The organism is Idiomarina xiamenensis 10-D-4 (assembly GCF_000299895.1).
Taxonomy (GTDB): domain Bacteria; phylum Pseudomonadota; class Gammaproteobacteria; order Enterobacterales; family Alteromonadaceae; genus Idiomarina; species Idiomarina xiamenensis.
In genome coordinates this window covers 26,916-39,647 of record NZ_AMRG01000014.1, presented here as the reverse complement: position 1 = coordinate 39,647, position 12,732 = coordinate 26,916, and the positions used below count along the sequence as shown (strand labels likewise).

10 protein-coding genes are annotated in these 12,732 nt (G+C 51.9%); 5 read left to right on the top strand and 5 right to left on the bottom strand.

What is annotated here, in order from left to right; genetic code table 11:
- The first annotated feature begins 55 nt into the window (after positions 1 to 55).
- Positions 56 to 2,110, top strand: a complete 2,055-nt coding sequence (locus A10D4_RS10835; RefSeq protein WP_008489530.1) for a putative bifunctional diguanylate cyclase/phosphodiesterase — start codon at positions 56 to 58, stop codon at positions 2,108 to 2,110.
- Here A10D4_RS10835 and hslU read toward each other — a convergent pair.
- The 5 genes from hslU to priA form a co-directional block, all read right to left on the bottom strand.
- Positions 2,100 to 3,440, bottom strand: coding sequence for an HslU--HslV peptidase ATPase subunit (gene hslU, locus A10D4_RS10830; protein WP_008489529.1), 1,341 nt, complete (start codon positions 3,438 to 3,440; stop codon positions 2,100 to 2,102). The genes A10D4_RS10835 and hslU overlap by 11 nt on opposite strands.
- 1 nt (position 3,441) lies before the next feature.
- Entirely contained in the window at positions 3,442 to 3,999 is a 558-nt protein-coding gene (gene hslV, locus A10D4_RS10825) for an ATP-dependent protease subunit HslV (protein ID WP_040502892.1), read from the bottom strand.
- Between the two features lie 99 nt (positions 4,000 to 4,098).
- Positions 4,099 to 4,671: an SPOR domain-containing protein gene (locus A10D4_RS10820; protein ID WP_008489526.1), complete on the bottom strand. Its 573-nt coding sequence runs from the start codon at positions 4,669 to 4,671 to the stop codon at positions 4,099 to 4,101.
- Positions 4,672 to 4,680: 9 nt separating this feature from the next.
- Positions 4,681 to 6,423, bottom strand: a complete 1,743-nt coding sequence (gene argS, locus A10D4_RS10815) for an arginine--tRNA ligase (protein ID WP_008489525.1) — start codon at positions 6,421 to 6,423, stop codon at positions 4,681 to 4,683.
- Positions 6,424 to 6,546: 123 nt separating this feature from the next.
- Complete coding sequence (priA, locus tag A10D4_RS10810; protein ID WP_040502891.1) at positions 6,547 to 8,739, bottom strand: primosomal protein N'; 2,193 nt, start codon at positions 8,737 to 8,739, stop codon at positions 6,547 to 6,549.
- 262 nt (positions 8,740 to 9,001) lie between these two features.
- Here priA and rpmE point away from each other — a divergent pair, with 262 nt between their 5' ends.
- The 4 genes from rpmE to argB all read left to right on the top strand — a co-directional run bounded on the left by rpmE (position 9,002) and on the right by argB (position 12,686).
- Positions 9,002 to 9,214 carry a 50S ribosomal protein L31 gene (gene rpmE / locus A10D4_RS10805; RefSeq protein WP_008489523.1) on the top strand — a complete coding sequence of 71 codons (213 nt, stop codon included), beginning with the start codon at positions 9,002 to 9,004 and terminating at the stop codon, positions 9,212 to 9,214.
- 292 nt (positions 9,215 to 9,506) lie between these two features.
- Positions 9,507 to 10,751, top strand: a complete 1,245-nt coding sequence (locus A10D4_RS10800; protein ID WP_008489522.1) for a malic enzyme-like NAD(P)-binding protein — start codon at positions 9,507 to 9,509, stop codon at positions 10,749 to 10,751.
- A gap of 163 nt (positions 10,752 to 10,914) precedes the next feature.
- Positions 10,915 to 11,919, top strand: coding sequence for an N-acetyl-gamma-glutamyl-phosphate reductase (argC, locus tag A10D4_RS10795; RefSeq protein ID WP_040502890.1), 1,005 nt, complete (start codon positions 10,915 to 10,917; stop codon positions 11,917 to 11,919).
- Complete coding sequence (argB, locus tag A10D4_RS10790) at positions 11,916 to 12,686, top strand: acetylglutamate kinase (RefSeq protein WP_008489520.1); 771 nt, start codon at positions 11,916 to 11,918, stop codon at positions 12,684 to 12,686. The genes argC and argB overlap by 4 nt, the downstream gene beginning before the upstream one ends.
- Positions 12,687 to 12,732: the final 46 nt, after the last annotated feature.

The following is a 12,732-nucleotide window of genomic DNA, read 5'->3' as shown; positions in this document are numbered from 1 at the left end:
CAAGTAACTATAATAATAATCTTAACCAGACCATCGTCAGAATAGAGTCGGCCGCATGCCCTTTGTAGATATTCAGACAATCAGTTTTACCCTAGTCGCTGAGAGCATCTTATCGCTTGGGTTAGCGTTGCTGCTGTTTCATTATTATCGCGTCTATGATCGACCCTATTTACGTTACTGGGCGTTAACAACTGCCTTTTTTGGCATTTCGCAAGCGTTGCGCTTCTCACTACCCGACTTATTACTCGCTGAATTTCCCCTATCGCTGCATCATCAACTGGGTTACACCGTACTCATTACGGCGCAATATTTTGCGCTGTCATGCCTAGTTATCGGCGCCTTTGATGCGATTCGAGTCGAATTACCACCGCTACCGATCCGGCGCCTGATCTACCTAGGTTCAATCATGGCCGGTTTATGCACCTATGCGGTGTTTGTGATGCCGCTGCCGCCGCAATGGGTCGTTTTACTCGGCATTTTATTACAGTACTTTGTCAGCGGTGTGGCGTTGCTGGGTTTCACCTTAATGTTATATCGGCAAGCGCGCACCGGTATGGGGCCGCGCCTAATCGTTATGTCATTAACCTTTTTAGCGCTTAAAAACATCGCTTTCGTCGGCCTATATTTACTCCACCCCGCGGCCACGGTGATACAAATTGCATTAGAGTTAGATACGCTATTTAACCTGATCACGCTGGCCATGTCGGCCATCGGCGTGGTCATTTGGTTATTAGAATCGGAACGTGGGCATGCCATTAGCGCTATTCAAAAAGCCGAGTACTTGCACTCGCATGATGTGTTAACCGGCGTACTCAACCGCGAGTCGTTAGTGTCGCGTATTCCGATGATGTTGGAACACTGCCGCAGTAATAATCGTCATCTGACGCTAATGCTGGTGGGTATGAATCGCTTTAAGGCCATTAACGATAACATCGGTATTCGCGGCGGTGACCAGGTACTGATGGCCGTCGCCGAGCGGTTACAAAACCTGCCGTCACAACCGTTAGCGGTATCACGTATTAGCGGTGATGTGTTTGCGGTGGTGTTTAATCATCTCAAACGACGTAGCTTTTTACTGGATCTAGCCAATGACATTAAACAAGCGGTAGAGCGTCCGTTAGCACTAGAAAAAGTGACCATTAACTTAAGTTGTAGCATCGGTATCGCACGCTACCCCCAACATGGTAACTGTGCTGAAGTGCTGCTCAATAAGTCAACCATTGCGCTAGCCAACACGAAACAGCTCGATGCCGAAGCGGTGGTCTTTTATGTCCGCGGTATGGATGAGCCATACAGCCAATTGGTGCATATGGAGCCGGATTTACGTCGTGCCTTGGCTAACGACGAATTTGTGCTGTATTTGCAGCCACAATGGCGAACTGCCGACCAACAGTTAATCAGCTTCGAAGCATTGATCCGCTGGCAACATCCACAACGCGGCTTGCTCGGTCCGGGTGAGTTTTTACCCTTCATCGAACAGCTCGGCATGGCCAGCGAACTAGACGATTGGGTTATCCGTCACGCCGCTAAATGTATTCATGACTGGCGCCAACAATTAGGTTTCAGTGTCCCCTTAGCGGTTAACTTATCGGCTAAGCATTTCCAACAACCGCAGCTGGCCGATAAGCTGCGTCAGCTATTAGATAGTTATCAGCTCGACAGCAACGATTTGGAATTAGAAATCACCGAAAACGTTGCCATGTCCGACTTAAAAACCGGCACCAATGTCATTAGCTCGTTAAAGCAACAAGGTATTAAAGTCGCTATCGATGATTTTGGTACGGGTTATTCGTCGCTCACTTATTTGCGTCGCCTACCCATCGATAAAATCAAAATTGATCGCAGCTTTATTGCCGAATTACAAGAAAGCCAAGCCGACATTACCATTGTGCGAGCCTTGATTCGTTTAGCACACGGCCTCGGTAAGCAGGTTGTGGCCGAGGGTGTAGAGACCCCGCAACAGCTGAAATTACTGCAAGAACTGGATTGCGATGTGATACAGGGTTACCTGTTGTCGCCGCCGTTGGCAGAACGCCACGCCAGCCAACTACTAGCAGAAAGAGGTCAGCGTCCGCAAGCGAACGCCGACCAAAACAGTTTTACAGGATAAAGCGGCTCAAATCCTCGTCGGCCGCTAACTCACCTAAGTACTTATCAACATAAGCGGCATCGATAGTAATGGCCTCGCCATCACGCTCGCTAGCGTCAAACGACAACTCTTCCATCAAACGTTCTAATACCGTATGCAAACGGCGTGCGCCGATGTTTTCGGTACTTTCGTTGACCTGAAAAGCGGTTTCGGCGATACGCTGAATACCATCGTCGGTAAAGCTGATATCGACGCCTTCGGTTTTCATCAGGGCGATATATTGCGCTGTTAAAGAGGCCTTGGGCTCGGTCAAAATGCGCACAAAGTCAGCGGTCGTTAACGCATCTAATTCCACCCGAATCGGCAAACGCCCCTGTAATTCCGGGATCAAGTCCGACGGCTTGCTCATCTGAAACGCACCCGATGCAATAAACAAAATATGGTCGGTTTTTACCATACCGTGTTTGGTATTAACGGTAGTGCCCTCAACCAATGGCAGTAAGTCACGTTGCACGCCTTCACGCGAGACATCGGGGCCGCTGCTATCGCCGCGCTTACAAATTTTATCGACTTCATCTAAAAACACGATGCCGTTTTGCTCGACCGACTCAATCGCCGCTTCTTTGACTTCTTCGGGGTTCAGCAACTTGGCCGCTTCTTCTTCAATCAACAGCTTCATCGCGTCTTTAATTTTCAATTTACGCGACTTGGTTTTATCGCTGCCGAGATTCTGGAACATACTCTGCAGCTGATTCGTCATTTCTTCCATGCCCGGCGGCGCCATGATCTCCACCCCCATTTGCGGCATGGCGACGTCGATTTCGATTTCTTTTTCGTTTAACTGACCTTCACGCAGTTTTTTTCGAAACACTTGGCGGCTATGCTTCTGCTCGTCGCTATCCGACTCGCTGTCGCCGTTGCCCCAACCGCGTTTTGCCGGTGGTAACAGCACATCTAAAATGCGCTCTTCGGCAGCTTCTTCGGCGCGAAAGCGAACTTTCTCCATCATTTGCTCGCGGGTTTGTTTAACCGCCGCGTCCATCAAATCACGAATGATCGACTCAACTTCCTTACCGACATAACCCACTTCGGTAAACTTAGTCGCTTCCACCTTAATAAACGGCGCGCGCGCCAGTTTTGCTAAACGTCGCGCGATCTCGGTTTTACCGACACCGGTAGGGCCGATCATCAAAATATTCTTAGGCGTAACTTCCGGTCTGAGTTCATCATCTAACTGCATCCGCCGCCAGCGGTTACGCAACGCCACCGCGACCGAACGCTTAGCCTTATCTTGGCCAACAATGTGACGATTTAGTTCGTGAACAATTTCTTTTGGGGTCATGTTCGACATCTTAGGACTCCCGTTTACTGAGCGGATCGGCGGCAACCGACTCGGTCGTTTCAATGGTTTGATAGCCGTTGGTGTATACGCAAATATCACCAGCGATGGTCAGCGCTTTTTGGGTAATTTCGGCGGCACCCAAATCGGTGTTTTCTAACAGCGCACGTGCGGCGGATTGCGCATACGGACCGCCGGAACCAATGGCAATTAAGTCCATTTCCGGCTGTACCACATCGCCGTTACCGGTAATGATCAGTGAGGTGTGTTTGTCGGCAACTGCAAGCAGCGCTTCTAGACGCCGTAATGCGCGGTCGGTACGCCAATCTTTAGCCAGCTCCACCGCCGCCTTCATCAGATGGCCTTGGTGCTGTTCCAGTTTGGCTTCAAAACGTTCAAACAACGTGAATGCGTCGGCAGTGCCACCGGCAAATCCAGCTAGCACACGGTCGCCATATAAACGACGCACCTTGCGCGCATTGCCTTTCATCACGGTGTTACCGAGCGAGACTTGACCGTCACCGCCAATGGCAACGGTATCGCCGCGGCGTACAGATACTATCGTAGTCAAAATGCTATCCTCACCGCCAAAGGCGGCTGCTTTACTCTCAACATGAGGATGCGTTAGTGCTTTTTCAACGGTCAATCACGTTAACCGCCGTAAAAGCGCTTAATCCAGATTCCAGTTCCAGATAGCACAACCGAAGACTTGCGAGCGCTGTAGCTTATGCCGGTCACGCTCGGCCGCACGTTTAGTCTCGTAGGGGCCTAAAATCACCCGATACCAACGGCCATTGCTGCCCTCCGAGGCGCGCACCTGTGACTCTAGCCCGACCATAGCAATGCGCGCACGCAAAGACTCAGCGTCAGATTGACTACGAAACGAGCCACATTGCATCAGTTTCGGTGGCCCCGCTTGCAACTCAGGAACATCAACCTGTACTTCTTTATTTTCCAGCTCTTCAATGTACTGCCAACGTTCTTCTGGCAGCTCGGGCAACTGGTCAATCGCTTGTTTGCTGGTATCCAGCTTTTGCGCAGCGGCTTTTTCTTCACCCTTACCGTTAATCTGATACAGCAGGTAGGCAAACCCTCCGATCAACACCAACGCTAAGATAACAATCAGCCAAGGCACCGGCTTAGCGACTTTCTGCGTGTTCGCTTTTGCGGCAGCACCGCGTTTGCCTTTGCCCTTGCCAGCTCCCTTTTTCGGTTGCGGCCGCTTGCGATTGACGTAATCCATAAACTTCCTTTACATCTTCTCTAGCGTATCGATACCCAGCAACGCTAAGCCCTGCTGCAACGTACGGGCGGTCAACGCCGACAATTTTAAGCGGCTATTACGCAACGCCGCGTCATCTTGGTTCAGGATCGGGCAATGCTCGTAAAAGCTAGAAAAGGCGCCGGCTAAGTCAAATAAGTAGCCGCATAAAAAGTGCGGCATACACTTATTAGCGACGCTTTGCAGCGTCTCATTAAACTTCACCAACTGGTTAGCCAACGCCTGTTCTTTTTCATGCTCAAGGATGATTTCACCCGGCACTTCAGCCATATCAATACCCGCTTTTTCGAACACACTGCGTACCCGGGTAAAGGCGTACAGCAAATACGGTGCAGTATTACCCTCAAAACTGAGCATGGTGTCCCAATCAAACATGTAGTCGCTGGTGCGGTTTTTTGATAAATCGGCGTACTTCACCGAGCTAATACCCACCACTTCGGCCACATGTTGCTGCTGCGCGGGGCTGAGCTCGTTGTCTTTTTGCTGCAACAGAGTTAACGCGCGGCGCTGCGCTTCGTCCAACAAGTCGGCTAACTTGGTGACGCCGCCATCACGGCTTTTGAATGGCTTGCCATCTTTGCCCAACACCATGCCAAAGGCTAAATGTTCAATATCCAGTTCGCCCTCAACAAAGCCAGCTTTACGCGCTAAGGTGAAAATTTGCTGGAAATGCAAACTTTGGCGTTGGTCGACAAAATACAATAGACGCGTACCGCCCAATTGTTTTTGACGATATTCGATGGCCGCTAAGTCGGTGGTGGCATACAAGTAACCACCGCCCTTTTTCTGCACGATAACCGGCAGCGGCTCGCCGTCTTTACCTTTGAACTCGTCTAAAAATACACATTGCGCGCCTTGGTCTTCGACCAATAAGCCGCGCTCGCGTAAATGTTCAATCACCCCCGCCAGCTTATCGTTATAAGCGCTTTCCGCCATCACGTCGGCGCGAGTCAGCTTAACGCCCAGACGGTCATAGACCTCTTGGCAGTGACTCAGCGAGATGTCGATAAACTGCTGCCATAGCTGATTGCAATATTGGTCGCCGGATTGCAACGATACCACCAACTGCCGCGCACGGTCGGCAAAGGTTTCGCTTTCATCAAAACGCTTTTTCGCTGCTTTGTAAAAGGTCTCTAGGTTACTTAACTGCCACTGGCTATCGCTGGCATCTAATTCCTCCATATGCGCCAGCAACATGCCAAACTGGGTGCCCCAATCGCCAACGTGATTCTGGCGAATGACCTGATGGCCCAGAAACTCCAACGTACGCGACACCGCATCGCCGATGATGGTCGAGCGCAAATGACCAACGTGCATTTCTTTAGCTAAGTTTGGTGACGAGTAATCAATCACCACGCAATCCGGTTCAGCGCTCAATTCGACGTTCAAGCGTTGACTGGCATAGGCCGCCTGCAATTGCCCCAATAGCTGTTGTTGACTAATGGTGAAGTTAATAAAACCGGGACCGGCAATGTCGGCTTTAGCGATCAAGTCATTGGCCGGTAAGGCGGCGATCAATTGCTCGGCTAACGCGCGCGGATTCATTTTCGCCGTTTTTGCCAACATCAACGCTAAATTGCTGGCAAAATCGCCGTGGCTTTTGTCGCGTGGTCGGTCTAGCTGGATCCGCGGTTGACTATCGGCGGGGATCACTTGCGAGACTTTTAACTGCTCAACGGCTTGAGTCAGCAACTGTTGTAATGCTTCTTTCATGGACGCGACTACCTAATTAAAAACGATGAATAACGTTAACAACGGCGAAAAAACACTGCGGGCGCAGTCAATTTGGGTAAGGCTATAGTGTAATCGCTCGGCTCAATAAAAAAAACCGTGACGTTAACTGAAATCTTGCGGGTCAATATCCAGTGACCAGCGCACTTTGCGTAATTCCGGTAAACGCGCCAACGTGGGTAGTACGTGTTGCAGTAACTGTTGTCGAATCGCGCGCTGCTCGCATTGCAATAATAGTTGATAACGGTAACGTCCGGCTTTCCGTTCCATCAATGCCGGTAACGGCCCCAGCACTTGCACTTGCGGGTGCGTGGGTAACTGCGCACTGAGCGCGTCTAACGCCGCAATCACTTGTTCGCGCTGCATGCCTTCGGCGCGAAACAAGGCCAAATGACTGCAGGGCGGCAACGCCGCTTGCTGACGCTCTTGCAGGCTAGTCAGGGCAAAATGGCCATAACCGTTATTAATCAGATCTTGAATTAAATCGTGTTCTGGATGGTGGGTTTGCAACACCACCATACCGGCTTTCTCAGCACGCCCGGCGCGCCCCGCAACCTGGGTATATAATTGTCCGAGCCGCTCCGGTGCGCGGAAGTCGGCGCTGTATAAGGCAGCATCAACATCCAACAAGGCCACCAAGGTGACTTGTGGAAAATGGTGTCCCTTCGCTAGCATCTGTGTACCCAGCAAGATCGGGTAGCGAGCCTCGGTGGCGGCTTGTAAATGTTTGTCTAACTCGCCTTTGCGGCGAGTGCTGTCGCGGTCAATGCGTAACACCGGATGGTCGGGAAAGCGTTTGCTCAACACCTGTTCTAATTGCTCGGTGCCAACACCGCGGCCGACCAATTGCGTCGAACCACAATCATGGCACTGGCGCGGTAACGGTCGTTGGGTGCCGCAATGGTGGCATTGCAACAGGCCCAGTTGTTGGTGCACGGTAAAGTAGGCATCACAACGTGGGCATTGCGCCAACCAACCACATTCGTGACACATCAACGCCGGTGCATAGCCACGACGATTTAAGAACAGCAGTACTTGCTCGCCCTTATCAAGGGTGGTTTGCATCAGCGTTAATAGTGGCGTCGACAAACCCGCCTCTAACGGTTGCTGCTTTAGATCGATAACACGGTGCTTAACCGCCTTGGCACCACCAGCGCGTTGCTTCAATTGCAACCAGTGATAGCGCTGCTGACGCGCGTTTTCTAAACTTTCTAGCGACGGCGTGGCCGACCCCAACAGCAACGGCACTTGCTCTAATTGAGCGCGTTTTACGGCTAAATCGCGGGCGTTGTAGCGAAAACCATCTTGCTGTTTAAACGACGCATCGTGTTCTTCGTCGATGATGATCATGCCCAAGCGCTGACACGGCGTAAAAATCGCCGAACGAGTACCAACCACGATGGCCGCACCACCATCGCGAGCGTCCAACCAAGCATCTAAGCGCTCACGGTCGGTTAGCCCCGAATGCAACATCACGATCGGTACCGCAAAGCGTGCTTGCATGCGCGCCAAAGTTTGTGGCGTTAAGCCGATTTCGGGCACCAACAACAGCACCTGCTGACCGCGCGCCAAAACCTCGGCCATGGCTTGCAAGTACACTTCAGTTTTACCGCTACCGGTCACACCCTCAAGCAAATAGGTGGCGGCGCCGCTAGCACGATTGATCGCCGCCACCGCAATCGCCTGTTCTTTATTGAGTGGTAACGGCGCTTCGGCCTGCTGCAGCTGCCAGCTCGGCGCACGTCGGCTGCGTTGCTCGGCATGCACCCAGCCTTTTTCTTGTAACGCGCGCAGAGCCGCGGCACTAAAGCCCTCGTCAGTAGCATTGATTTGCGCGCTACTCAATGGCCCTTGACGTAGCGCATTGAGCAAACGCTGTTGCTGTGGCGCGCGCTTAAGCGCATTAATGTCAATGTCTTCACCGGCTTCGCTCAAACGGTAATAACGCTGACTTTGATAGGCGGCGGCTTCGCCCTTACGCAGCAGCACCGGCATGGCGTGCGCCAAGGCATCGCCCAACGCATGACAATAGTAGCCCGCGGCCCAATTGAGCAACTGCCAAATCGGTTGCGGCCACAAGGGCTGGTCGTCGATGACCGCCAACGCGGGCTTACGCTGAAACTCGCCCTCGGCATCGACCTGGTCGGCCATACAGATGCCAACCAGCTGTCGCTGCCCGAAAGGCACACGCAGCCGTGCACCGACCACGATATCCTGCGCCAGTGGCAAGTCGTAGTCATACAGTTGTGCAAGTGGGACGGGCAACGCCACCCGTATAATGCGAGTATCAGCAGTCATAGCGGCTATTTTGCGGTGCATTAGCGCTGCGTGCAAGCAAACAGCGTCAAGCGGTGAACACGGCACCACATCGGCGACAGCAAGGCGCTTGATCATTAGCGCTTGATCGAGTATGATGCGCCGCTCTTAAATGCCGCTGCTTTTTTAAGCTGATACTGTCATGCTTAGTCATTTAGCCCGGTGTTTGTTATTGATACTTTTACGTATGGTGTCTGGCGTTCAGCGACCAGATAGCGATGCGGCCTAACTTGAGGTTACCCCTATGAAACAAGGTATTCATCCTAAGTACGAAGCCATCCAAGTGACCTGCTCTTGTGGCCACAGCTTCGAAACACGTTCAACGCGTACCGAAGACCTGCACGTCGACGTATGCTCTGAGTGTCACCCATTCTACACCGGTAAACAGCGTGTTATGGACACCGGCGGTCGTGTGGACAAATTTAAGAAACGTTTCGGCGCTATCAAATCAAAATAAGTTAGCTCCGCAGCGAGCAGCAAAATATGCTGTTGCTCAGTTTTCTGTAAAAAAGGCGCCAAAAGGCGCCTTTTTTATTGCCTCTTATTAGTCTAACCCCTATGGTTTAAGCATCTTGTCATGGTGTTATTTTACACACCCTAACAATTTATTCGATCTCGCGAGGCCTTTTTAAGGCAGGTAAGATGTGTTAAATCAAATCAAACAGTTACAATTACGGGTTAAGTAACAAATATCGTTGTCAGTGACTAACATTTAAGCACTGCCGACCCGCAGTGAAGGTGAACCTATTATGACCGACTTCCGCCAGCAGGCACTGGATTACCACGCTCACCCCAAACCTGGAAAAATTACCGTCGAAATCAGTAAGCCAGCCGAAACCAGTAAAGATCTGGCCTTGGCTTACAGCCCCGGGGTTGCTGAACCCGTCCGTGCTATCGCCCAAAACGCCGACGATGTTTATAAATATACCGCCAAGGGCAATTTGGTCGCGGTGATCAGCAATGGCACCGCCATTTTGGGCTTGGGTAACCTAGGTCCGATGCCGTCTAAGCCGGTTATGGAGGGTAAAGCGCTACTGTTTAAACGTTTTGCCGGGCTCGACGCCATTGATATTGAGGTTAGCCACCGCACCACTCAGGACTTTATTAATACCGTCAGCAACATCGCCGACACCTTTGGCGGCATCAATTTGGAAGACATCAAAGCACCGGAATGCTTCGAAATCGAAAAAGCGCTGATTGAACGTTGTGACATTCCGGTGTTTCACGATGACCAACATGGCACCGCCATTGTCACCGCTGCCGGCATGCTCAACGCGTTAGAGATTCAGGGTAAAGACCTAAATAGCGCAAAAATTGTCTGTATGGGTGCTGGCGCAGCGGCAATTGCCTGTATGGAGTTACTCATAAAGTGTGGGGCGCAGCGCGAAAATATTTACATGCTGGATTCTAAAGGCGTTATTCACACCCGTCGCGACGACTTGAACGAATACAAAGCCTTGTTTGCCAATAACACCGACAAACGCACCTTAGAAGAAGTCATTCAGGGTGCCGATGTGTTTGTTGGCGTCTCAGGCCCAGACTTACTGCCGCCGTCGGCGTTAAAACTGATGGCCGACAAGCCGGTGGTGTTTGCCTGCTCTAACCCTGACCCCGAGATCAAACCCGAATTGGCGGCCGCCACGCGTGACGATTTGATCATGGCGACTGGCCGCTCGGACTATCCCAATCAGGTCAATAACGTACTGTGCTTTCCGTTTATTTTCCGTGGCGCTCTCGACGTGCGGGCGAAGGCCATCAACGACGAAATGAAAATAGCAGCGGTGGAAGCGATTCGCGAATTAGCCAAAGAGTCGGTTCCCGACAGTGTTTTGAAAGCCGCTGGCGTCGAACAACTGAACTTTGGTAAAGACTACATTATTCCAAAACCGTTAGACCCGCGCCTATGTCAACGGGTTGCTAAAGCGGTCGCGGTGGCGGCGGTTGAATCGGGTGCCGCACGCATCGATTTGCCGAAAAACTACATGGCCGACTAGAAAAAAGAATACTTATCTACATTTTTTGCATTTTTATTGTTGAATTATGCAAAAGCATCACGCACAATAGCAGCATCTTTAGCTGTTATTGTGCGATTTCATGGTGTTTTCTTCGACTCAAACTGCGTTAAACCAAGCCAAATCAAGCGCTACTGACGTTACCATTAGAGCTGCGGTATTCGGTGCGGCCGGCTATGCCGGTGCCGAGCTATTACAGATATTGCATAAAAACCCATATTTTCGCACTTCTCATGCGTTTGTTTCTGAACGTACCGAAGCTAGCCATCTCGGTCAGCTTTACCCTCGTCTACAGCCATTATCACAACCGTTAACGGTATGGCAGGACGAACAACTCTCTGCGGTAGCAAAAGACACGGATGTCGCTTTTCTCGCGCTGCCGCACGAGGTCAGCCTGACGCTGGCCCCAAAATTACTTGCCGCAGGTCTGAAGGTATTTGATTTATCCGGTGCCTTCCGTTTACAGGATGCTTCGCAGTACCCGTCTTACTATGGTTTTGCGCACCAGCATCCTGATTTATTAACGCAAGCGCTGTACGCGTTAAGCGAGTGGACCACCATCACCACCGAGCAGCGTTTGTTTGCCATTCCCGGTTGTTATCCGACCGCCTCGGCACTGGCCTTACTGCCACTAACCCGGGCGGACTATTTGGCGCCCCAGAGCACACCCGTGATCAACGCCGTTAGCGGTGTTTCCGGCGCCGGTCGGAAAGCCAGCGCAGACACCAGTTTTTGCGAAGTGAGTTTAAAGCCCTATGGCATTTTTACCCATCGCCACCGTCCCGAAATCGAGCAAACCCTAGCCCATGAAGTGGTTTTTACCCCACATTTGGGCGCCTTTAAACGCGGCATTCTAACTACCGTCAGTGTCAGCCTGCGTGCAGGCGTGAGTGCCGACCAGGTTGCGCAAGCATTCCAGCAGGCCTATGCCGACAAACCGCTGATCCGCCTGTTTCAACACCCGCCGTGTATCGACGACGTAGCCGGTACCCCTTATGCCGATGTGTTTTGGCAACAACAAGGCCAACAACTGATCGTGGTTGTCGCCATCGACAACTTGCTCAAAGGTGCTGCCGCGCAGGCCATGCAAATCGCTAATCGTAGCTACGCTTTAGCAGAAACCGCCGGTTTACTGGAGCCGTTGTTATGACCTCGTCCGTGTTAGTACTAAAAGTCGGTGGCCGGCTGTTGCAGCAAAGCGAGGCTCTATCGGCATTGCTACAGGTATGCCAACGCATTCAACAGCAACGGCCTCTGCTATTGGTGCATGGTGGTGGTGAACAGATCGAACACTGGCTGCAACAATTTCAGTTCAGTAGCACTAAAGTCGACGGACAACGGGTGACACCAGCGGCACATATACCGGTGATTGCCGGGGCGCTGGCAGGCGACCTGAATAGTCAGTTAGTCGCGGTTGCGCAACAAGCCGGCCTTAATGCGGTTGGCCTGACGCTCGCTGCCGGCGCCAGTATTCGCTGCCAAATCGACCACAGCCGTGGTTGTGTCGGCATTCCCGAGGCTGCTGATAAGCACCTACTTGAAACCTTATTAGCACAGGGCTTTACCCCCATTATGGCGTCGTTGGCGCAAGCCGCCGATGGTCAGCGCCTGAACGTTAACGCCGATTTAGCCGCGGCGGCGGTGGCACGCTTGGTCGACGGTGATTTGGTGCTGTTAACCGACGTTGACGGCATTCTCGATAAACAAGGTCGGCTCATCGACACCATCAATAGCCAACAAGCGCAACAACTGATTGCCGATGGCACCGTCGTTGGCGGCATGCGGGTAAAACTCGATGCCGCGCTCAGTGCTGCGCAACATTCGCGACGAAGTATCGCGGTAGCCGGCTGGCAGCACGCCAGCAACCTGCTGCGTTTGGCAAACGGCGAGCAGTCCGGCACCCGCATCCAGTTTTAATAACCTGCCTTTTTATTAATGACATTCTTGTTTGCAGTTAGGTGAC